At 38.2% G+C, this 23,092-nt stretch carries 16 protein-coding genes and 1 pseudogene; 12 read left to right on the top strand and 5 right to left on the bottom strand.

The window, feature by feature from the left end; translation table 11 throughout:
- Positions 1–18 precede the first annotated feature (18 nt).
- From CXF79_RS19150 to CXF79_RS19135, 3 genes are all read right to left on the bottom strand, one after another.
- Positions 19–2,028 carry a cache domain-containing protein gene (locus tag CXF79_RS19150; protein ID WP_011044991.1) on the bottom strand — a complete coding sequence of 670 codons (2,010 nt, stop codon included), beginning with the start codon at positions 2,026–2,028 and terminating at the stop codon, positions 19–21.
- Between the two features lie 458 nt (positions 2,029–2,486).
- A complete protein-coding gene (locus CXF79_RS19140) occupies positions 2,487–4,112 on the bottom strand; it encodes an acyl-CoA synthetase (RefSeq protein ID WP_101157212.1) in 1,626 nt (541 codons plus the stop codon).
- A 17-nt stretch (positions 4,113–4,129) separates the two neighbouring features.
- Positions 4,130–5,545, bottom strand: a complete 1,416-nt coding sequence (locus CXF79_RS19135; RefSeq protein WP_011044989.1) for a solute carrier family 23 protein — start codon at positions 5,543–5,545, stop codon at positions 4,130–4,132.
- Between the two features lie 370 nt (positions 5,546–5,915).
- Between CXF79_RS19135 and CXF79_RS23755 the strand changes: the two are divergent.
- The 11 genes and pseudogenes from CXF79_RS23755 to CXF79_RS19080 all read left to right on the top strand — a co-directional run.
- A pseudogene (locus CXF79_RS23755) lies at positions 5,916–6,115 on the top strand (hypothetical protein); the annotation flags it as partial.
- A 138-nt stretch (positions 6,116–6,253) separates the two neighbouring features.
- A complete protein-coding gene (ndk, locus tag CXF79_RS19125) occupies positions 6,254–6,685 on the top strand; it encodes a nucleoside-diphosphate kinase (RefSeq protein ID WP_011044987.1) in 432 nt (143 codons plus the stop codon).
- A 531-nt stretch (positions 6,686–7,216) separates the two neighbouring features.
- Positions 7,217–8,377, top strand: a complete 1,161-nt coding sequence (locus tag CXF79_RS19120) for a bifunctional tRNA (adenosine(37)-C2)-methyltransferase TrmG/ribosomal RNA large subunit methyltransferase RlmN (protein ID WP_011044986.1) — start codon at positions 7,217–7,219, stop codon at positions 8,375–8,377.
- A 75-nt stretch (positions 8,378–8,452) separates the two neighbouring features.
- Positions 8,453–10,015 (top strand): type IV pilus biogenesis/stability protein PilW, encoded by a 1,563-nt coding sequence (gene pilW / locus CXF79_RS19115; protein ID WP_101158251.1) that lies wholly within the window; start codon positions 8,453–8,455, stop codon positions 10,013–10,015.
- Positions 10,008–11,000, top strand: coding sequence for a RodZ domain-containing protein (locus CXF79_RS19110; RefSeq protein WP_101157210.1), 993 nt, complete (start codon positions 10,008–10,010; stop codon positions 10,998–11,000). The genes pilW and CXF79_RS19110 overlap by 8 nt, the downstream gene beginning before the upstream one ends.
- A 67-nt stretch (positions 11,001–11,067) precedes the next feature.
- A complete protein-coding gene (gene ispG, locus CXF79_RS19105) occupies positions 11,068–12,198 on the top strand; it encodes a flavodoxin-dependent (E)-4-hydroxy-3-methylbut-2-enyl-diphosphate synthase (RefSeq protein ID WP_011044983.1) in 1,131 nt (376 codons plus the stop codon).
- Between the two features lie 182 nt (positions 12,199–12,380).
- Entirely contained in the window at positions 12,381–13,661 is a 1,281-nt protein-coding gene (hisS, locus tag CXF79_RS19100; protein ID WP_011044982.1) for a histidine--tRNA ligase, read from the top strand.
- A 23-nt stretch (positions 13,662–13,684) separates the two neighbouring features.
- Entirely contained in the window at positions 13,685–14,356 is a 672-nt protein-coding gene (locus tag CXF79_RS19095) for a YfgM family protein (RefSeq protein WP_011044981.1), read from the top strand.
- Between the two features lie 51 nt (positions 14,357–14,407).
- The gene (bamB, locus tag CXF79_RS19090; RefSeq protein ID WP_101157208.1) at positions 14,408–15,652 is read left to right on the top strand and encodes an outer membrane protein assembly factor BamB; all 1,245 of its coding nucleotides are present in this window, start codon (positions 14,408–14,410) and stop codon (positions 15,650–15,652) included.
- A 483-nt stretch (positions 15,653–16,135) separates the two neighbouring features.
- The gene (gene der, locus CXF79_RS19085; protein WP_011044978.1) at positions 16,136–17,632 is read left to right on the top strand and encodes a ribosome biogenesis GTPase Der; all 1,497 of its coding nucleotides are present in this window, start codon (positions 16,136–16,138) and stop codon (positions 17,630–17,632) included.
- A 97-nt stretch (positions 17,633–17,729) separates the two neighbouring features.
- Positions 17,730–18,404, top strand: a complete 675-nt coding sequence (locus CXF79_RS19080; RefSeq protein ID WP_101157206.1) for a PilZ domain-containing protein — start codon at positions 17,730–17,732, stop codon at positions 18,402–18,404.
- Here CXF79_RS19080 and CXF79_RS19075 read toward each other — a convergent pair.
- Together CXF79_RS19075 and xseA are read right to left on the bottom strand one after the other, a co-directional pair.
- The gene (locus CXF79_RS19075) at positions 18,396–19,829 is read right to left on the bottom strand and encodes a sensor domain-containing diguanylate cyclase (protein WP_101157204.1); all 1,434 of its coding nucleotides are present in this window, start codon (positions 19,827–19,829) and stop codon (positions 18,396–18,398) included. The genes CXF79_RS19080 and CXF79_RS19075 overlap by 9 nt on opposite strands.
- A gap of 113 nt (positions 19,830–19,942) precedes the next feature.
- Positions 19,943–21,277 (bottom strand): exodeoxyribonuclease VII large subunit, encoded by a 1,335-nt coding sequence (gene xseA, locus CXF79_RS19070; RefSeq protein WP_101157202.1) that lies wholly within the window; start codon positions 21,275–21,277, stop codon positions 19,943–19,945.
- Positions 21,278–21,497: 220 nt separating this feature from the next.
- On the opposite strand from xseA, the gene guaB reads away from it, so the two are divergent.
- Positions 21,498–22,970, top strand: coding sequence for an IMP dehydrogenase (gene guaB / locus CXF79_RS19065; protein WP_011044973.1), 1,473 nt, complete (start codon positions 21,498–21,500; stop codon positions 22,968–22,970).
- Positions 22,971–23,092 lie beyond the last annotated feature (122 nt).

Below are 23,092 nucleotides of genomic sequence, written 5' to 3'. Positions count from 1 at the left end.
TATCACCTCGATTCTTTTTTATTGTAATGCTTGAAATAACTTACTTGCCACAAAAGGTTTTTTTAACAAAATAGGCGTGTCTTTATTGGGTTTTTGCTGCTGTTGAAAATAGCCACTCATGAGTACAATCTTACAGTTAGGGGAGCGACTTTTTAGCAAGGTAGCCAGTTCAAAACCATCCTTATTACCCGGCATACTAATATCTGAAACCATACCATATAAGTCATTAATAGTATCAATAAGTTGCTCGGCTTCATCACTATCATTTGCCTCTATAACATTTAGGCCAAATGAAATTAACTGCTCTCTAATAATCGCGCGAACATCATGATCATCTTCAACTAATAAAATCAGTTTATTCGAGAAGCCAGTTTCTTTCGTTATTCTTGTATCGTCATGAAGTATTGCTTTTGAGTTGTTTTCTTCTTCATAAGTAAGTAAGGGCAATAATAACGATATTTTAGCGCCGCCATTTTGTTGGTTAGCAATGCGAATATAACCTTGGGATTGTTTGATAAAGCCAAACACCATACTCAAGCCAAGACCCGAGCCTTGGTGAGTATCTTTGGTAGTAAAAAAGGGTTCGAATGCTTTGTTTATTGCTTGTTCTGAGAAACCATTACCATCATCAGTGATAGTGACATCAAGGTAGTCCCCGAAGGTAACTTCTTCATCAAACTGTAAAAATTCATTCACTACTCTTTTATTGACAATGATAGTGATAATCCCGCCATTTGGCATGGCATCTTTGGCATTTAACACCAAATTAATTAAACAATTCTCTAGCTGATTAGCATCGACATAAACCTGCAAATTGTCACATGAATAATCTATGTTAATTGTAATTTTACTGGGTAAAGAACCTTTTAATAATTCGATTGTTTCGTCAATTAATGCCTTTATATTCACTCTACAAGGCACTAAATATTGTCTTCGGGAAAAGGCTAATAAACGGTTAGTAATGTCACTGCCTTTACGTGAGGCTTTTATTGCAGGCAACAAGCGTAATAATAATGGCCTATTATTCTCATTATCTTGTTGTGCTGCGAGTAGGTTACCTAAAATAATAGTGAGTATATTATTAAAGTCGTGGGCTAATCCGCCAGCAAGTTGCCCAACAGCATTGATGTGCTGTACTTGTGCTAATTGCTGTTGTGCTTGTTGACTCTCGCTCAGTGCTTGTTGTAGTTGTGCATTGGTTGTGGCTAACGTTTGTGTACGTGAGGCAACTTTTAAATCAAGCATTTCAATATTCTCACGCATTTGCTCTACCATGTCGTCAAAGGCTTTGCCTAAAATACCTAATTCATCGGTACGTGATATTCCACTGGTTACGGTTAAGTCGCCTTGACTCACTTTTCTGGCTATTAAAGCCAGTGTATTGATTGGTTTGGTTACCCAATAGGAAAAAATTAACGCTAAAAAAATTGCACACATGAAGGTAATAAAACCCATGGTTAAAATGCGCTGGCTAAGCAGTTTTCCGCTGCTTTGCAATTCGTCGATATAGACAGAAGAACAAATATACCAACCCAGTTCAGGTAGGTGTCGTACCAAGGATAATTTACTATAGCTATAGTTATTGGCATCGCTAGGTTTATCCCAAAGATATTCAAGCTCTTTTCCTGTATCAGCAACAGCAATGAGTTCTTGTAAAATGGGCTTTCCTGTTTTTGGATCTTTAAGCTGTAAAGCGTTGGTGCCGTTAATATTGGGGTTAGGGTGATGCAGCATATTTCCTTGTTCATCAAAAATGAAAAGGTAACCCGTCTTGGCAATGACACTATTTTTTATTATTTGACGTAGTCTATGAACAACTTCTTCTTTTTGAGGTTTTAGGTTGAGTTGCATGGTACTGGCTAACTCAAAGACATTATTCAAGACTAAACGACTGGCATTTTTTTCAATTTTGTATACTTCTTTATTAATTAAAGGCACTGAATACCAATAAATACCAATAAGTAATACGAGTAAAATAGAGGTGATGGCAGAAAAGAAAGTACGGGACAATTTTTGCTGTAAAAACATTAGTCACCTAGTTCAAATAAACGATAAAATTATTATAAAAAAAGGGCTGGCGATAAGCCAGCCCAAAAAAATAGTAGGAGGTTGGAAGGGACTATACTAAAACAACGTCAAAATACAGGGTCATGTAGTTCGCAGCCGTTTGAGTATATAACTACTATTTAAAAAACAGTGTTCATATTTATACCCGTTCCACTTGAAGATGCATGATTCAGCTGGAATTAGAAACGCCTTTAGGCAAGGCATTGATTGAAGAGAATAGTTATTCTATTGTCGACATCAATAACGCAGCATAAAGCGCTTTTAAACCAGCCCCTTGGGGAAGGCTGAGCAAATCATACTCTGTGTTACATTTCTTTTTAAGGGAATGACCCTTAATAAAAAAATGTGCCTTGATTATGAATCGCTCAGACTTCCTGAAACGAACATCTTCAAGTGGACTGGGTATATTACTTGCCTATTTATTCATTTGCTTGTTGACGCAAAACAAATTTTTGTATTTTACCCGTTGATGTTTTTGGTAACTCACCAAATATTATGGTTTTTGGTGCTTTAAAGTGCGCCATATTATCACGGCAAAAACTGATAATTTCCTGTTCGGTTATTTCCACATTTGGCATTGGTGTAATAAACGCACAAGGTGTTTCTCCCCATTTATCATCTTTTTTCGCGACCACTGCCACTTCTTGAACTTTGGGATGGCGATACAAAATATCTTCCACTTCAACGCTAGAAATGTTTTCACCGCCTGAAATAATGACATCTTTAGAGCGATCTTTTATTTCAATATAACCATCACTGTGCCAAACCGCGATGTCACCTGAATGAAGCCAACCGCCATCAAAAGCAGCTTGCGTGGTTGAAGGGTTTTTTAGATAGCCCTTCATCACTAGGTTACCTCGCATAAAGATTTCACCGACTGATTCACCATCTTTTGGCATAGGTTCTAAAGTTTCAGGATCGGCTACCATCAATTGATCAAGCATCGGAGAGCGAACCCCTTGGCGAGATTTTAATTTAGCCTGCTTCTCAGGGCTTTCTTCATTCCATTCGTCATGCCAGGCACAAACAACAGAAGGACCATAAGTTTCGGTTAAGCCATAGGTATGAGTTACTTTGAAACCAGATGCTTCCATGCCTTCTATCACTGAAGCTGGAGGTGGAGCACCAGCAGTCATTACTTTCACTGGGTGATTAATGTCGGCTTTTAATGAAGGCTCTGCGCCGTTAAGCATATTCAATACAATAGGAGCACCGCAAAAGTAGCCCACTTTTTCAGATCTAATTAAATTGAATATAGGCTCTGCACGCACATGACGTAAACTTACACTGGTACCTGCAGTTGCTGCAATCGACCAAGGAAAACACCAGCCGTTACAATGAAACATAGGTAACGTCCATAAATAGACTGGGTGTTCGCCCATGCTCCATGACATAACATTACTTACGGCGTTAAGGTAGGCACCACGATAGTGGTAAACCACGCCTTTAGGATCGCCGGTTGTACCAGAAGTATAATTTAAAGAGATAGCATCCCATTCATTCTTAGGACGTATTGATTCAAAGTCACTATCACCTTCTTCTAGCAACTGATCATAGGTTAACGAGCCGATTAATTGACCGTCGTTAAAATTAGGATCATCAATATCAATGACTAAAGGTTTGTGTGGGATCATGCGCAATGCTTTTTTAACTATTGGGCTAAATTCTTTATCGGTGATTAATACTTTAGTTTCTGCATGCACCAGTATAAAAGCAATAGCTTCGGCATCAAGACGAGTATTGATTGAATTGAGTACTGCACCGCTCATAGGTACACCGAAGTGAACTTCAAAGTGTTCGCTAATATTGGGTGCTATAACTGAAACCGTATCGCCTCTGCCAATGCCTCGTTTTGCTAAAGCACTAGCAAAGCGTGAACAACGTTGAAAAACTTCTAACCAAGTATGACGAATATCACCATTTACGGTTGCTGTTTTGTCTGGATAAACAAAGGCCGCTCGCTCTAAAAACGAAATGGGAGTAAGAGCCATATAGTTAGCTTCATTTGGCTCTAAATATTGCTCAAAGATGTTTATAGTAGTCATTTATATATCCCCTATTACTAAGTATTATTACTGTTAGTTACAGCGACTTCTTCCTGCGTTTCATCAGCAAAAATAATGTTATCTTCGCTGTTATGCTTACCCATTAATCTAGGGCGCTCAATGAGGAAGTAAAGTATTACACCAATACATACTGCATACATGGTTGATTTAGGATCAGGCATAGCTAATGTAACTGCAACAATTCCGGCAACGCCGCGTTCCGTTGAATTTTTTAGCTGTTCCATACCAACCATGATACATATATAGGCTGTAAGCACTAAGGTCAGAGAAAGTGCGATTGGTAATACCGGCTTAAATAAGGTCACTAACGGCAATGCGAATAGCGCAAGTAAACCACTCATCCAAAAAGTACCACCACCACTATAAATAGATTCCATCGATTTACGACCCATAGCATAACGCTCTGCAACGGTAGCGTGGGCAGCTGTCCATAGTGGTCCTGCTAATCCAGGCCATGGTGCTAAAAATGCGTGAAAACCATTACGAATAGCGGTAACAAGATGAACACGGTCAACATTCTCTTCAATTTTTTCATCTTTACGAATATGATCAACACGATTAACTAAGGTAAAACCAACAAGGATATCGCCAAAAGCAATCACATAAGCTATTAAGGCTGTTGGGATGGCCAGTAAGAATATTTCCCAATCAGGATAGCCAACAGTAAAGGGTAAATACTGCCACATTAACGAGAAATCTGGGTTAGTAATGCCCCATTTTATGTCAGGTAATGGGTATTCACCGACAGTCCAACCTACGAGCATAGCAATGATCATTCCAGGTACCATACCGAAGTTTGCAATTTTGCGGGCAAAAGAGTTTTCGTTGATAACATTTTTAAAAGAAAGAGAAAATAAGATATAGGCTGAAATAATAGAGCCAACAATTAATGAAATAGGTGTTGCATCAATACGACCACCAATTTTTAGTTCACCCATCATGGCTGCCATGCCGGCGCCAATAATTATTCCACATTTTAGTGAGTTTGGAATGACATCAACTAATTTAGAGCCTAGACGAGTTGCGCCCAAAATAAGAAAAATAATAGCGACTTCAATTTGTAAGGCAAATAATGCTCTGATTGCTTCAGGACCTGGCTCAAAGCCTTTCAAGTAAAGTAATACCACAGGAATTGCTGGTGTTATCCAACCGGGCACTAAAGGAACCCCGAGTAAGGCGGGTAAAATATAACCTACACCAGCAACAAAGGTAAAAGCTAATGCTGCTTCATATGGCATACCTAAGTAACTTTCAAGCAAAGGGATCATGGCTAAGCCAACCACGAACATGAAAAAACCTTGTATCATTTCTGGTAATTCCCAGCGGTAATGAACAAAAGGTAATCTAATTTTAAATGGCCCTGCTGGCCAGTATGGTTGTTCTTCCCCATGCGCACGTTTTATAAATTGCATTGATAATCCTGCAGTTGTTTAATTTTAACTCGCAGTGAACTATGAAAGCATTTCAGAATTTTTTCGACAATGTGACCAAATGTAACAACCAAAAATGACAATTTAAGATGAAAGGATGAAATATTTATTATTATTTTTACCAATGAAATGAAAGAAATCACAACCCGCTTGAGTTACAGCGAAATTCAGCTAATGGCCAATAAACGGAACTTTTCATTATAAACTTGAAGAATGCTTTGACTATCTAGTTGGTGACTACGACTAAAGGACCAGTAAAAAATTAACAAAATATCAGGGGCTGTTGATCTTTCGCAGTTAAATGTTGTTTGCCCTTTTTAAAGAAAGTAAAGCGGTTTATTCTCGGCGAGTAGTGTGTAGTCTAGTCACTCTAAGCAAACACTACTCAACAAAAATAAAGCGCTTTTAGCCGAATCTTTTGGACAGCGTTTGTTGGTCATTTATACGGCGTTATCGACTTTTGATGTGGAACAAACACATGACAAAGGCTCTGCCTTGTATAAATACCCAATAAACAGCTGCAAAAATAACCTCGAAAGGTCAACAAACCCTATGATAATTATTCAACGGTTAATGTTAGCAGTTTACTATTATTTCGTTTATAATCGCGCCAAAATTTGTAGATGTCAGTTTGTTAATTTGATCTCTACTTAATTACACTAAAATTTAAATTTATTATAAGGGCTTATCATGGCTATCGAACGTACTTTTTCTATCGTAAAACCAGACGCAGTTGCTAAAAACTTCATTGGTCAAATCTACAACCGTTTTGAAACTGCTGGTTTAAAAATTGTTGCTTCTAAAATGATCCACTTAAGCCAAGAAAAAGCTGAAGGTTTCTACGCTGAACATAGCGAACGTCCTTTTTTCGGCGCTTTAGTTGAATTTATGACTTCTGGCCCAGTAATGGTTCAAGTTTTAGAAGGCGAAAACGCTGTTCTTAAAAATCGTGAAATCATGGGTGCTACTAACCCTGCTGAAGCATTAGCTGGAACTATCCGTGCTGATCTTGCTGATTCAATTGACGAAAATGCTGCTCACGGTTCTGATGCTTTAGAATCAGCAGCTCGTGAAATTGCTTATTTCTTCTCTGATGACGAAATTTGTGCACGCACTCGTTAATTAGATTTTAAATATTGGCACTTTTTATTCGCTTACCTTGGTAGGCAATTGAAAGGTTGATGTTTAATTGCTTAATAATTTATTAAGCATTGAAAAGGATTTTACTGAGCAATTAGTAAAATCCTTTTGTTATTTTAAGCGGATAATAATTCCGCTGAAAATAAGTAATACCAATTGCATTAAGCTTATTCACAGCTCAGAGCTGTATTTATGAAATTAGAACAAATAAAATTTGTGATGGTCTAGCAGGCTAAATCAAATAAATTTGTGCCGTTATCATTTTATAAATAAGCTCCCAAGGGCGAGTTTAAAAGGCCTCTATGCCGCGTTATTGATTTGGACAATAGAATAACTATTCTCTGCAATCAATGCCTTGCCTAAGTGCCTTTTAATTCTCGCTGAGTGGGAAGAAACTTAATAAAATTGGTATAAGTAAAATTGCGATTGTCGCTTAAAAAGCGTACAATACGCGCCTTGTTTTTTAGGCTACTTACCTTAGTAGTTTAATCTTAGTTATTGAGAGTCTGTTCTATGAGTGATGTAAGCGGAAAAGTAAACCTACTTAATTTTGATCATAAAAGTATGCGTGAATACTTAGAATCTATTGGTGAAAAGCCTTTTAGAGCCGATCAAATCATGAAGTGGATTTATCACTTTGGTTACAGTGACTTTGAGCAAATGACCAATATCAATAAGAAGTTACGTGAGAAACTACAGCGTAACTGTATTATATCTGCACCAGATATTTCTGAAAAACAAGTGTCAGAAGACGGTACTATTAAATACGCTTTGAAGCTTGAAGGCGGACAAGAAGTAGAAACCGTTTGGATCCCTGAAAATGATCGCGCAACGCTATGTGTATCATCTCAGGTTGGCTGTGCATTAGAATGTACCTTCTGTGCTACCGCTCAGCAAGGCTTCAATCGCAATTTATCTATGGCCGAAATTATTGGCCAAGTATGGCGTGTCGCCAATGATATTGGTGCCACTCGTATCGCCGGTACTCGCCCGATTACCAACATTGTTATGATGGGTATGGGTGAACCATTATTAAATATGAAAAATTTAATACCAGCACTTGATACTATGTTGAACGACTTAGGTTATGGTTTATCTAAGCGTCGCGTAACTGTGAGTACCTCAGGTGTTGTTCCTGCATTAGATATGCTTAAAGCAAAAATCGATTGTGCCTTAGCTATTTCAATTCATGCACCTAATAATAAGTTGCGTGATGAGTTAGTACCAATTAATAAAAAATACCCATTAGAAGACTTCATTGCCGCAGCAGGTCGTTATATCGAAGGCTCAAAAGCGAACAAACAAGCAACAATTGAATACGTTATGCTTGACCACGTTAATGACAGTACCGACCAAGCCCATGAATTAGCGCATGCATTGAAAGGGTTGCCAAGTAAGATTAATTTAATACCTTTTAATCCTTATCCTGGTTCACCTTATTCACGTTCAAGTAACTCTCGCATCGATCGCTTTGATAAAGTATTACAAAGTTATGGCCTAACTGTTATCACTAGGCGCACACGTGGAGAAGATATTGATGCAGCTTGTGGTCAGCTTGCAGGTGATGTTTTTGATAGAACTAAGCGAAGTGTTATAAATGCAGCCAAAAACGCTGAAATAAGTTCATTGAAAAATCAACCTAAAGCTGACACTATCTCTATAAAAGTAGTCTAATCATTAGTCTACTGATTTTTGGTGAAAAAATAACAATAAGAGGCGGTTAACGCATTGCATATTATGGATAAAGCTATGGCTAAATATTTAATTTCAACCCTTTTGACAGCAATCTCTATGACGTTGTTAAGTGGTTGTGTTACCCAAAGCTTTGAAAATAATGAGCCTATCGTAAAAAACCAAGCAAATCGTGATGAAATGGCGGCGACGCGTATTTCCTTAGGATTAGGTTATTTAAAAATGGGTGATATGTCTCAAGCAAAACTTAATCTTGAGAAAGCAAAAAAATTCTCACCAAATTTAGTCCAAGTACATACAGCATTTGCCCATTATTATGAAACAGTAGGTGAAGGAACGCTCGCTATTGAGTCATTTGAACAAGCCCTATCCATTAAAGCTGACAGTGCCGATACCTTGAATAACTATGGGGTATTCTTGTGTCGACAAGGTAACGTTGCTGCAGCAGAAGTACAATTTCTCAAAGCGATTGCGGTACCTAGTTATTTATTAGTATCGGAAAGTTATGAAAACCTTGCCTCTTGTTATTTACAAAATGACAATTTTGAAAAAGCAGAAATGTACTTAAATAAGTCTATTTACCATAGTCCAAACAGAACAAGTACGTTATTTCAAATGGTTCGTCTGCAATATGCCATGGGCAATTACAAAGAGGCTAAGCGTTACTTACAAAAATTTGAGCGTAGTACACAACGTTTTACTGCCAATTCATTATCACTTGCGTATAAATTGTATTGGAAACTAGGCCAACGCAGAACTGCAAGAAATTACGCGAATATGTTAGTGAAAATGTATCCACAATCATGGGAGGGTAAACAATACCTACTTAATGAGTTGGAGCTGATCGACGCTGATAATTTGGCAAAGAAGTACCAACTAACGCAAAAAGAAAAGAATCGCACATTATCACCCTCTAATAATAAGCGTGTGGTAAAACTTTCGCCGAGAAAATCAGCGAACACACCTTATACCAGTAGTATTAAAACAGTTACCCCGACAATGAGTACTGCTAATGCGACAAATAATGCGGCAACTACTGCGGTTAAAACGAAAGCAGTGTCTACGCCATTGATAACAAGTACCACGCCAACCGCCGTTGTTTCAGGGGCTGCTTTACTTTCAACTAAAGTAGCAAGTACAGTTGCAGTGACAAATAAGCCAACAAGTGACATCGCAGTAACAGATAAGCCAGCAAGTGATATGGCAGTAACAAAAGTAGAAGACGTGGTGCCGCTTAATGAAGCAGTAGATAAAGTAATTCCTTTGGCAACAGAAGCTGTTGTAGTTAATCAAGTGGTTTCAAATTCGATTGAACCGACTTCAACTATGCCTATAGCTGCGACACGTGATGTACCTTTACCAGAAGAAGTAGAAACTGAAGTCGTGGTAGCTGAAGTCATAGCGGTTGCAGCAGTAAGTAATGAGTTTGAACTGGTTGATACGCAAGAAATAGTACATACAGTAGTACCAGGTGAGAATTTGTATAGTATTTCTGTGGAATATAATGTCAAACTCAATACATTACGTAAATGGAATGATATCTCCGAAAAAAATAAAATCCGCATAGGCGATAAGCTCTATGTGGTTGATCCTCAAACAGTGAAAAATATTAATGACTAATGATGTATCCCCTGCTGTAGAAGTAGATAAAGAACAACAAAGTGATGTTACCGAACAAGTCACTGAACTAAATGATTACATAGAAGTTTTGAGTCCTGGCGCTATGCTGAGTGAAGCTCGCAAAGCGTTATCACTTTCACAAGAGTTTATTTCCAGTAAACTGAACTTAAAAGTAGCACTGGTTCAAAATATTGAAGACGATATCTTTGACCCCTCAATGCCCGTTACTTTCAATCGTGGCTATTTAGCCAATTATGCTAAATTGGTTGGCGTTGAAGTAAAAGAGGTACTGGCAAGTTATGATGCGCTTGATGCTGCTACTATTCAACGCAGCGAAATGTTGAGCTTCTCTAAAGAAACATCTAAACAAGCAGAGCATAGCCGTGTTATGTGGTTAAGCTATTTGATCGTGGCTGTTTTGGTGGGATTGACTGTATTATGGTGGCTACAAGAAAGCAGGCAGCAGGCGGATGACTCATCAAATATGATTCCAAATACAGCTCCTGCTGAAAACGTTAGTGGTGATGTTGTAACGACGAATATCGAACCTTCTTCTTTGGTTATTGAAACGGCGCCCGTTAATGATAATGCTCAGCTAAGTGAAAAAAAAGATGAGATAGAATTAGCATTAGACACGAGCACTAAAGCGCTAATAAATGATGCTAATAATGATCTTAAAGCTTCAGCTAATATTGTAGTAAATGACGTTTCTCAACCTGCAGAACCAGAAGTAGCAGCGATAAGTACTGCAGTGTTTACCTTTAAAGGTGATTGCTGGGTAAATATTTATGATGCAACGGGTGAGCGAATTGCTTGGGGTGTGAAAAAGTCAGGTTATGTAATGACTGTACAAGGTAAAGCACCGCTGAGTATTACTGTTGGAAAACCAGAGTTAGCCAGTATTGTTTTTAATGATCAGCCAGTAGATATGTCGGCTTTTAATGTTGGCAATATTGCTAAATTTAACTTACCTATTGTTGAGTAGTCACTGTTTTAGGGGAATCCTTAATTTAGTTACTACTTTGCATACAGAAAAAATATAAAGAAAAATTATGTTTAAAGAATCACCAATTATACGCCGTGTCTCTCGTCAAATTATGGTCGGTAATGTACCTGTTGGGGGCGATGCGCCTATTACTGTGCAGTCAATGACAAATACATTGACCACTGATGTAGCGGCAACTGTAGCGCAAATAAAAGCGTTGGAAGCCGTTGGCGCTGATATTGTTCGCGTTAGTGTACCGACAATGGATGCTGCAGAAGCTTTTCGTGAAATCAAAAAACAAGTGAACGTTCCTTTAGTTGCTGATATTCATTTTGATTATCGTATTGCCTTAAAAGTTGCGGAATACGGCGTTGATTGCTTGCGTATTAATCCCGGTAACATTGGTAATGAAAATAGAATCCGTAGTGTGGTTGAGTGTGCTCGCGACAATAATATTCCTATTCGAATTGGTGTAAATGGTGGTTCCTTAGAAAAAGATATTCAAGAAAAGTATACTGAGCCAACGCCAGAGGCTTTGTTAGAGTCGGCTATGCGCCATGTTGATATTTTAGATAGACTCAATTTCAATGAGTTTAAAGTCAGTGTTAAAGCGTCTGACGTTTTTTTAGCGGTCGAATCTTATAAATTATTAGCAAAACAAATTGATAACCCATTACATTTAGGCATTACCGAGGCCGGCGGTTTGCGCTCTGGTTCGGTAAAGTCCTCCGTTGGTTTGGGCTTATTATTAGCTCAAGGAATTGGCGATACTATACGCATATCACTCGCAGCTGATCCCATTGAAGAAATTAAAGTGGGTTTTGATATTTTAAAATCACTTAAATTACGTAGTCGCGGTATTAATTTGATAGCTTGCCCAAGTTGTTCTCGACAAGAGTTTGATGTGGTATCAACAGTTAATGCTTTAGAGCAACGTATTGAAGATATTATGACGCCAATGGATGTCTCCATTATTGGCTGTATTGTTAATGGTCCAGGTGAAGCGATGGTCTCAGACCTTGGCTTAACGGGGAGCAGTAAAAAAAGTGGTTATTATTTAGATGGCATACGCCAAAAAGAACGCTTTGATAACACTGATCTTGTTGACCAACTAGAGCAACGTATCCGCGCGAAAGCACGCTCAATGAGTGAGCGTCTTGATGAAAAAAACAAAATTGATATCCTAACAAAAGATTAAAGCCAGCGTTAACTTATCGTGTCAGGCAATTAAAACACTATAAGCACTATGGTTTATTCGATTGGTATTATTAGGTATACTGCGCGCTGCGCAATTTTAACACAGTATTAAGTGCCAGAAAGTGAGCCCAAAAGGGGCATGCTGCTCGGCCTTATAGAAAAATAAAAAGAGAGAACAGCTCAGTGGCTAAACAAAAGGCTCTACAAGCAATACGTGGCATGAATGATTGTCTTCCAAGTGAAACTAATATTTGGCAAATGGTTGAAACGGTACTGCGCCGTGTTGCCAGTAATTACGGTTTTGCTGAAATTCGCATGCCGATTGTCGAGTCAACCGCTCTATTTAAACGCGGTATTGGTGAAGTAACCGATATTGTTGAAAAAGAAATGTACACCTTTGATGATTTAAATGGCGATAGTTTAACGCTCCGTCCAGAAGGTACTGCAAGTTGTGTCCGAGCAGGTAATCAACATGGTTTATTATATAACCAAGAGCAACGTCTTTGGTATATGGGACCTATGTTTCGGCATGAAAGACCACAAAAAGGTCGTTATCGCCAGTTTCATCAATTTGGCTTGGAAGCCTTTGGAATTGCGACTCCAGACATAGATGCAGAAATTATTTTACTAACTTCGCGCTTATGGCGGGAACTTGGTATCAATGAATTTGTCACACTAGAGTTGAATTCATTAGGATCAAACGAAGAACGTGCTAATTACCGTGAAGCTTTGATTGCTTATTTACTTGAGCATGAAGAGTTACTAGATGAAGATTCTAAACGCCGAATGCACACTAACCCGTTAAGAGTATTGGATAGTAAAAATCCACAAGTGCAAGAAGCTTTAACGAACGCGCCTAAGTTATCAGATCATTTTGGTGAAGAAACGCAAACACACTTTGATACGCTATGTGCTCGCTTGGATGCGGCAGGTATCAATTATGTCTTGAACGAGCGCTTAGTACGTGGCTTAGATTACTATAATCGTACCGTTTTTGAATGGGTAACTACAACACTTGGCGCACAAGGTACTATCTGTGCTGGTGGTCGCTATGATGGTTTAGTTGAGCAATTGGGTGGTAAAGCAACACCAGCCTTTGGTTTTGCCTTAGGTATTGAGCGTTTAGTTTTAATGCTAACAGAATTAGAAAAAGTAACTAATATTCGTCCACAGGTAGATGCCTATGTCGTTATATTGGGTGATGATGCACAAGTTGCAGCGAATAAGTTAGCTGAACAATGGCGTGATCAAGTACCAGAAATAAGATTGCAATGTCACTGTGGTGGCGGCAATATGAAAAAACAATTGAAACGTGCCGATAAATCCGGTGCACAAATCGCGTTAATCTTAGGTGATGATGAAATTACCCAAGAGAAAGTTATGGTGAAATACTTACGCGGACAAAAAGAACAGGAAAGCATCGAATTTACTCAAGTTTCGAGCTTGTTATCTGAATTAATTTAAAGGCTTTAGGCCAAGGTGAAGTAGTGGAAATTTATCAAACTGAAGAACAACAAGTAGAAGCAATTAAAAGTTACTGGCAACAAAATGGTTATACTATTATCGCGGGTGTCACCCTAGGTTTTGCTGGATTTATCGGTTTTAACCTTTATCAGGATAATAAGTTTGATGAAGAAATAGCCGTATCAGATAGCTACCAAACACTTATCGAACAAAGTGGTAAAGATGCTAAAGCTTTTACCGCGAATGCTGAAAAATTTATCAGTGAAAATGGTGACAATAGCTATGTTGCGTTAACTGCATTGGCCCTTGCTAAAGAATCGGCGAGCCATAAAGACTGGCCACAAGTTCAAAAACAGTTAACGACTGCAATTGAGTCTGCGCCAACTGATGGTATTAAAGCAATTGCAAGTTTACGTTTGGCTCGTGTTCAAGTTCAACTTGAGCAATATTCAGAAGCCCTTGCCACATTAAATAGTAATTTACCTGAATCATTTACTGCTGCTATTGAAGAAGTCAAAGGTGATGCGTATTTGCAACAAGGTAAAAATGATCTTGCTCGTAATGCTTATCAAGCCGCTATTGCTGCTGACGGTATTGCTACAAGCCCAAGTTTACAGATTAAATTAGATGATTTAGCACAAGTTACTACTTTGCCTGTGGCTGAAGTGGTCGCTGCTGAACCTGCAGCTAAGTAACCTATTTAGGTTTTTTAGCAAGATCATTTACTGTTGTTAATAAGGCAAACTATGCGTTGTTTTGATAAAGATTTTTTTAAAGGTGTGAATACTAAAAAAGTACTCGCCATTATTTTGCTGACTTCAAGCTTATTCGCTTGTTCATCAAGTGATGAAGAAGACCTTAGCACTAAAGTTGCAGAGCTCTCTGATTTAGATAATGCTTTTGATGTGGAAATATTGTGGGACCAAAGTGTAGGCGATGGTGTAGATGACTACTTTTCGCGTATAAAGCCTATTGTTGCATACAACAAAGTCTATAGCGCCAGTCGTACTGGTGATGTTGTTGCTTATGAAAAAGAGAGTGGCGATAAAGTTTGGCAAGCTGATTTAAGTGACATTAATGATGAACGTAGCTTCTGGGATAGTCGAGTTTCTGCCTTAGTCGCTGGCGGTCCTATTGCAGGTATGAATAAAATATTTCTTGGTACTGAAAACGGTGACGTTTTTGCCTTAGATGCTGAAACAGGTGAGCTAGTATGGCAAGCCAAAATCAAAGGTGAAGTTATTACTCCTCCTGCCATTGATGCTGGTATTTTAGTGGTGAATTCTGCATCAGGTGTACTTAAAGGTTTTGATGCTAGTACTGGTGAAGAGTTATGGAAAGCCGAACAAGATGTTCCTGCTTTAACATTACGTGGTATTAGTACACCGGTTATTGCATCAGGTGGTGTATTAGTAGGCTCTGGCAAGGGTGAGTTAGGTGTATACATTCTTGAAAAGGGTCAAGCAGGTTGGACAACAGAAGTAGGTGAAGCGACAGGTTCAACAGAATTACAACGCGTTATCGATGTTGATTCAGCGCCAGTAGTATTTGGTGATAAAGTTTATGCCATCTCTGCTCGCGGTAACTTGGTTGCAATCGAATTAAAGTCAGGGCGAATTTTATGGAAACGTCAATACTCTTCATACAGACAAATTGCTGTTTATCGTAATGATATTTATATTACCAATACTCGCGGTCATATTTATGCTCTTAATCGAATTGATGGTATTGAACGTTGGAGTAATGTTGAGTTAACTAATCGCAGTGTAACCGGGCCAGCAGTTGTTGATGACTATGTTGTGGTTGGCGATTTTGAAGGTTACTTGCATTGGTTAAATCAAGAGACAGGTGAAATTGTGTCTCGTCATCAAATTGATAGTAGTGGTATATATTCAACGCCAACCGTTGTTGATGATGTAATGTATAGCCAATCACGTGATGGTGACTTACAAGTTATTATTACACCAAAAATTGTCAGTGCTGCTCAATAAGTTGTACTGTTTATATACCCAAGCTACCTGAAGGTTCAGATTTCAGCGGGAATTAGAAATGCCTTTAGGAAAGGCATTGATTGAAGAGAATAGTTATTCTATTGTCTCAATCAATAACGCAGCGTAAAGCGTTTCTAAACCAGCCCTTCGGGGACGTCTGAGCAAACCATGTTCTTCGTTACCTCCTTTTTTAAGGGAATAACCCTTAATAAAGTGAGACGCCTTGATCATGAGTCGCTCAATCGTCCTGAAATACGTACCTTCAAGTGGCTTGGGTATAAGTTGCTTTTTTTTAAATAAAGCAACTAAAGTTAATAACGGCTCCTATGCAAAGTGCATTAGGAGCCGTTGCTTGTTTTTAGCAATATCATTTTTAACTGAGCTGACTGAGTAGCTTTGTTTTTAATCTTTGATATTTAGTTTTTATATTTGTTTGAAAAACCGTGCATTACTCGCTTGCATGGTGATTCCTTTGAGGTGCTCATGCTTCCTGTAGTTGCTCTAGTTGGCCGTCCTAATGTCGGAAAATCAACGTTATTTAACCGTTTAACCCGTAGTCGTGATGCTCTTGTAGCCGATTACCCTGGTCTAACTCGCGATCGTCAATATGGTCAAGCTGAAGTAGAAGAACATCCTTTTATTGTAATTGATACTGGTGGTATTAATGGCGATGAACAAGGTATCGATGTGAAAATGGCTGAACAGTCATTAATGGCGATAGAAGAAGCCGATGCGGTACTGTTTTTAGTTGATGCTCGTGATGGTTTGACTGCAGCTGATCATGGTATTGCTGATCATTTGCGTAAGCAAAATAAAAAAATATTTGTCGTTGCCAACAAGATTGATGGAATTCATGGTGATTCGGCCGTGGCTGAATTTTACTCGTTAGGATTAGGCGAGCATGTTCACCAAATTGCGGCTGCTCATGGTCGTGGTGTTACGCAACTTTTAACTATTGCACTAACGCCTCATATCGAAGAACTTGGCAAGCCCAAAGTAGAAGAGGGTGAAGCAAGTGAAGGTGAGTTTGATGATGCTTTCTTTAGTGATAAGGACGTTGAGCTAACAGAAGAAGAACTTGCTAAGAAACTTGAAGATGAACCTCAAGAAAATGACAAGATAAAATTAGCGATAATTGGTCGCCCTAATGTCGGAAAATCAACGTTAACCAATCGAATTTTGGGTGAAGAACGTGTAGTCGTTTATGATATGCCTGGTACAACGCGTGATAGCGTTTATATTCCAATGGAACGCAATGGTCGTGAGTACACCTTAATTGATACTGCTGGTATTCGTCGTCGTAAAAATGTTACTGATGTTGTAGAAAAATACTCAGTGATTAAAACGTTGCGCGCCATTGAAGATGCCAACGTTTGTCTTCTTATCATCGATGCTCAAGAAGGCATTAGCGATCAAGATTTGAGCTTATTAGGCTTTATCCTCGAAGCAGGTCGTTCACTGGTTTTAGCCGTCAATAAGTGGGATGGATTAGAAGATCATGAGAAGGATCGTATTAAGACGGAACTTGATCGACGCTTAGGTTTTATTGATTTCGCTCGTGTACATTTCATTTCTGCCTTACATGGTACAGGTGTTGGTCATTTATATGAGTCAGTTGAAGAAGCGTTTGTTTCTGCAACTAAACGTATTTCAACCGCAATGGTAACCAAAATACTTGATATGGCGGTTTTTGATCATCAACCTCCTTTACATCAAGGGCGACGTATTAAGCTTAAATATGCGCATGCTGGTGGTTATAATCCGCCTATAATTATTATTCATGGTAACTCAGCGAAGAAATTACCTATGTCTTATAAACGCTATTTAATGAACTATTATCGTAAGTCATTAAAAATGATGGGAACACCTATCCGTATTCAATTTAAAGATACCTTGAACCCGTTTGCTGGTAAGAAGAAACTGAACTATACCGAGCAAAAGAAAATTGCTCGTGCCACGCAAGGTTATAAAAAAGACTAGGATTCACCGCAACTTGCTATGAAAATAGCAAGTTGCAATCTAGCCTTGGTTTTACTAAGGTAACAAATATGCTCCACATAGTATCTCATCGAAGAATATGGCCGAACCAGAAATCTTAATTGATCCAACTAAACCTTCTGCACGTAATTTATCTTATTTGAAAGCGGGTGCGCCAATCATTATTGATATCTCTACGCCTGCGGGTCAAAAAAGAAAGTTTAATACCTATTTCATTGGCTATTTGCCTAAGAAATATGTCCTCATTGAATACCCGGATTCCTCCAAATTAGGTGCGTTTTCTCAATATATTGGTCAAGGTACTGTAATTACGGTTCGTGGCCTTATTGAAGGTCGAGATGGTGCCGCAGTTGCTTTTATTAGTACCATCAGGCAAACCTTACAAATTCCCTCCCGTATCATGGTGTTAGACATCCCAAATACCGTAACATTACAGCAATTACGTTCTTCTGTGCGCATTGACACTCAGATAGTAGCTAAAGTTAAAATTGATGATGTTTACTGGCAAACTACTATGACAAATTTATCTGTTAATGGTGGTCAGTTAGATATTATCAATGGTGAAAAGTTGGTACTGGCTGAAGATAAAGTTATTGAGGTCTTGGTGGAAACGAGTGAAGGAGAAGACAACATTAAACTTGATGCGACCGTCTGTAATTTTAAGAAGCAAGTTGATGGTGTATCTTTTGGTGTTAAATTCAATCAAGTGAATAAACAACAGGTAATAGAGTTACTCTATCAAGCACTAGTCTGACACAACGCAGTTTTTTCCCTTAGATTTAGCTTTGTATAAAGCCAAATCAGCACGTTTTAAAATCGTATCGATATTATCTTCATTAGTCACAGACGTTGCCCCTAAACTAATGGTAACTTGTTGTTGGGCATATTGGGATAAATGTTTACTATTGGCAATTTGTGAACGAAGTTGCTCAGCAATAACTTGGGCTTGATTAATATCAGAGCCGATTAAAAGGATAATGAATTCCTCACCTCCCCAACGTGCGACAAAATCACTTTTTCTCACATTACCATTTAAAACATTTGCTAAAGACTTTAGTACTTTATCACCAACGTCATGTCCCTTGGTGTCGTTAACCTCTTTGAAGTTATCAATATCAATAAATAAAAGAGACAGCTCGCTATTATAACGTTCTTTGAGTAATAATTGCTTTGCGAGTTCATCATGAAAACTACGTCTGTTAGGTAAGTTAGTAAGGTCGTCATTACTGGCCAGTTTATCTAATTTTAAATGAATTTTTCTAACATAAAGCACAATGATAAAGCTGATAAGTAGGGTGATAACTGTTGAGAGAAGTACGTTGAGATAAAAGGTTTCTTCAGCCGCTTGGGTAAAGTTGTTAACCTTGGCCTCAACGATAAGATATAAGTCTAATTCACTAATATATTTTCTATTAAGTAGAAAAGCTTCTCCCGCCTCTGTGTATTCGAACACCTGACTTCCTTTGCCAATAATGTCTGAAAGTTGCCTCGCTAGATCAGGTATATCGCTCAGGTTATTCAATTTTTTCACGTTTTGTTCAGCAATCACAACCTTGCCATTAACATCTACAAAGTAAACTGAAAACTGATAACGTTGTCTGAAAACTTTCAACATATCATTGATGTAAGATGTTTTTAGCCCTACACCTGTGGCGCCTATCATATGATAATCACTATCAAGGATTTTATGGTTGATAAACATGATAAGTTCACTGCCCATATGGGTATTGTAATCTATATTTATTTCGCTTAGTTCAGAGGTCTTTTGAAAATCTAAATACCACTGACTATTAGGACTTTTTTTATCAACTTTATCCAACATTCCTTTGGCTGAGTAGTAGTTCCGGCTTTTATCTGATACTAGAAAGGCGGTAAACATCTGGTATTTATTTTGAATGGTTTCTAAGTAATGTACGATTTGCTGCTGATCATCTTCTTCATGTGATAGCCAGTCGATTAAAAAAGTATCGTGTGCCATCATTGAGGCAATGAGGTTAGGTTCAATGATATTTTTCTGAATTTCAGTATATATATTATCTATTGTTAACGGCAGGGCACTATTTTTTAGTTGCTCTCGAGTTGTCTCCATCGAAGTTAAATAGTTAATTACCGTTAAGGTGGCAGACAAAGTAAAAACTAAGGCAGTGATAATAAAAACAATTCGGTAATTAAAGCGCATAGCATAAGTTGTCTTAGTAAATATATCGAAATCATATCAGTTATTTATACATTTTAGTAAGTTTACTAAGTAAGCTTACTAGTGGTTAGTAATGATGAATAATAGTGTAAGCGTTATATCACTCTAGCATTAATGTGCCCATCGCTAAGCTGCACACTGATTTCTTCATCTATTTTTACTTGTGCGGTTTTGCTAATTACTTCGTTTTTACTATTACGAGTCACACTGTAACCCCTTGCTATCGTAGCAAGTGGACTAACTAATTGTAATTGCTCAATCAAATGCACAAATTTTTCACTGTTATGTTGCAATGAATTGTGCATTGCTTGCGTGATCCTATGTGCATTTTGGTCAATTTTTTGTTGCTGTAATTGAATGGTCTTTATAGGGGATTGCTGCAACAGTCGTTGGCTAAGCTGAATAGGCTTAGTCTGTACTTGTTCTATATTACGTTTCATTGCTTGCTTTAAACGTAAGCTCAATTCATCAGCTTTCTGCTGTTGTAACTGTAACTGTTGTTCGGGGTGTACTTGCGATAAACGATGTTGTAAATAACTTTGTTCATTGCCTAAATACGCTAACTTGTTTTGTTGAGCTTTGATCAAGCGTTGTTTAAACATGAGTAATTGATTTAGCAATTCACTACTATCACTTGATACTAACTCTGCCGCTGCAGAGGGTGTTGGGGCACGTAAATCGGCCACATAATCACTCAGGGTAGTATCAATTTCATGACCAACGGCACTAATTATAGGTAATGCACTTTTATAAATTGCATGAACAACACTTTCCTCATTAAATGGCCATAGATCTTCTAAAGAACCACCACCCCGACCAACAATAAGTGCATCACATTCATTGCGACTGTTAGCACTCTCAATGGCATGACAAATATCGCCTTGGGCATATTCGCCTTGCACTAATGAAGGATAGATTATTGCTTTAATATTTGGATTACGACGTTTCAGTACGGTTAAAATATCTTTAACGGCAGCGCCTGTCGGTGAAGTGACAATACCTACACAGCTGATATTTTTTGGTAGCTGCTGTTTACGAGATAAATCAAAAATACCTTGGTTATTAAGTTTATTCTTTAATTGTTCGTATTGTTGACGTAATAATCCCGTGCCAGCATCTTCCATATGCTCGATTATTAATTGAAAGTCTCCACGTGGCTCATATAAAGATACTTTTGCTCTAACTAATACTTGTTGGCCATTACTCGGAGCTGAACCCGTACTTAAGCGGACACGTCTATTGCTTCCCTTAAACATGGCGCACTTAACTTGTGACTTTGCATCTTTCAATGATAAGTACCAATGACCTGAACTGGCGGCAATAAAATTTGATACTTCGCCAGTTAACCAAACAGTGTTTAATTCGCTTTCTAGAATAAAACGTACTTTTTTAGTTAACTCACTGATTTGTAAAATATGCTGTTGGCTCATAAGGGAGAGAAATCAAGGCTTAATAATTGATAAGATTTACTATTATTTAATGAATAGAGCTGTCTTTCAATTTATTTTCATCATTTAAATATGTTTCTAGTTTATTTTTACAAACTTTTAATAAAAAGTTAATAAAAATAGGTTTACCTAAAACAAGAAAACGGTTAAAATTCTGCCGCAATATTCACTCCCTAACCAACCCTTTTAGAGAGATGTTGCGATGCTAAGAATTGCCCAAGAAGCTTTAACTTTTGATGATGTATTACTTGTACCTGCTCATTCGACAGTACTCCCACACACGGCTGATTTAAAAACTAAATTAACCCGTAAAATTAATTTGAACGTACCTTTGGTATCTGCGTCTATGGACACAGTAACTGAGTCACGCCTAGCAATTAAGTTAGCGCAAGAAGGTGGTTTAGGTTTTATTCATAAAAATATGACTATTGCTGAACAAGCGAAACATGTTTGTAAAGTGAAGAAATATGAAAGCGGTATTGTTTCAGATCCTGTAACAGTAAGTACTGACTTTACTATTGAACAAGTCATGCATAAAGCTGACGACTTAGGTTTTTCAGGTTTCCCTGTAGTAGATGATAAAAACAACTTAGTTGGTATCATTACAGGCCGTGATTTACGTTTTGAAACTGATTTAACTAAATCGGTCTCTTCACTAATGACAGTGAAAGAAAAGTTAATCACGGTTAAAGAAGGTGCTGCACGCGAAGAAATTTTAGGTTTAATGCACACTAACCGTATTGAAAAAATATTAGTAGTTGATGATGCTTTCAAATTAGTCGGTCTTATTACTGCAAAAGATTACCAAAAAGCTGAAAATAAGCCTGACGCGTGTAAAGACGAATTAGGTCGTTTACGTGTTGGCGCTGCGGTTGGTGTTGGTGCAGGAACTGATGAGCGTATTGACGCGTTAGTTACTGCTGGTGTTGATGTTTTATTAATTGATACTTCACACGGCCATTCTCAAGGTGTTATTGACCGTGTAAGTGAAACCCGCCAAAAATATCCTGATTTACAAATCATTGCAGGTAACGTTGCAACAGGCTCTGGCGCAAGAGCACTAGCCGATGTTGGTGTTGATGCGGTTAAAGTAGGCATAGGCCCAGGTTCAATCTGTACTACGCGTATTGTTACCGGTGTTGGTGTTCCACAATTAACAGCTATTTCAAATGCGGTAGAAGCATTAAAAGGTACAGGTATTCCTGTTATCGCTGATGGTGGCATCCGTTTCTCAGGTGATATCGCTAAAGCACTAGTTGCTGGCGCACACTGCGTAATGGTTGGCAGTATGTTGGCTGGCACTGAAGAGTCACCAGGTGAAGTTGAACTTTATCAAGGTCGTTATTACAAGTCTTACCGTGGTATGGGGTCTTTAGGCGCTATGGCGCAAAAAGATGGCTCAAGTGATCGATACTTCCAAAAATCTGAAGGCGAAGCAGACAAATTAGTACCAGAAGGTATTGAAGGTCGTGTTGCTTATAAAGGTCCAGTATCAGCTATTATTCATCAGCAAATGGGTGGCATACGTTCATCAATGGGCTTGACTGGATGTGCCACTATTGAAGAGATGCGTACTAAGCCAGAGTTTATGAAAATTACCTCTGCGGGCATGGGCGAGTCGCATGTTCATGATGTAACTATCACCAAAGAAGCACCAAATTATCGTATGGGTTAGTCGAACAGCTTATTTCTTTGCTTGTTAATACAATAGCGGCATCAGAAGTACTCACTGACTAGCGTCAGCTCCGTGTTTCTTCTTTGCTCTAGTGCTAACAAGCTTTGAACTAAACTATTCTT

The organism is Colwellia sp. Bg11-28 (genome assembly GCF_002836245.1).
Lineage (GTDB): Bacteria > Pseudomonadota > Gammaproteobacteria > Enterobacterales > Alteromonadaceae > Colwellia > Colwellia psychrerythraea_A.
The sequence above is the reverse complement of the archived record's forward strand: the minus strand, read 5'-3'. Positions and strand labels throughout refer to the sequence as shown.

Bases quoted from the DNA above. Each gene is read 5' to 3' on its own strand.
- CXF79_RS19140 (WP_101157212.1), bottom strand. From the start codon at position 4,112: ATGACTACTATAAACATCTTTGAGCAATATTTAGAGCCAAATGAAGCT.
- guaB (WP_011044973.1), top strand. From the start codon at position 21,498: ATGCTAAGAATTGCCCAAGAAGCTTTAACTTTTGATGATGTATTACTT.
- bamB (WP_101157208.1), top strand. From the start codon at position 14,408: ATGCGTTGTTTTGATAAAGATTTTTTTAAAGGTGTGAATACTAAAAAA.
- CXF79_RS19075 (WP_101157204.1), bottom strand. From the start codon at position 19,829: ATGCGCTTTAATTACCGAATTGTTTTTATTATCACTGCCTTAGTTTTT.
- ndk (WP_011044987.1), top strand. From the start codon at position 6,254: ATGGCTATCGAACGTACTTTTTCTATCGTAAAACCAGACGCAGTTGCT.
- CXF79_RS19150 (WP_011044991.1), bottom strand. From the start codon at position 2,028: ATGTTTTTACAGCAAAAATTGTCCCGTACTTTCTTTTCTGCCATCACC.
- xseA (WP_101157202.1), bottom strand. From the start codon at position 21,277: ATGAGCCAACAGCATATTTTACAAATCAGTGAGTTAACTAAAAAAGTA.
- pilW (WP_101158251.1), top strand. From the start codon at position 8,453: ATGGCTAAATATTTAATTTCAACCCTTTTGACAGCAATCTCTATGACG.
- ispG (WP_011044983.1), top strand. From the start codon at position 11,068: ATGTTTAAAGAATCACCAATTATACGCCGTGTCTCTCGTCAAATTATG.
- der (WP_011044978.1), top strand. From the start codon at position 16,136: ATGCTTCCTGTAGTTGCTCTAGTTGGCCGTCCTAATGTCGGAAAATCA.
- CXF79_RS19120 (WP_011044986.1), top strand. From the start codon at position 7,217: ATGAGTGATGTAAGCGGAAAAGTAAACCTACTTAATTTTGATCATAAA.
- CXF79_RS19135 (WP_011044989.1), bottom strand. From the start codon at position 5,545: ATGCAATTTATAAAACGTGCGCATGGGGAAGAACAACCATACTGGCCA.
- CXF79_RS19110 (WP_101157210.1), top strand. From the start codon at position 10,008: ATGACTAATGATGTATCCCCTGCTGTAGAAGTAGATAAAGAACAACAA.
- CXF79_RS19080 (WP_101157206.1), top strand. From the start codon at position 17,730: ATGGCCGAACCAGAAATCTTAATTGATCCAACTAAACCTTCTGCACGT.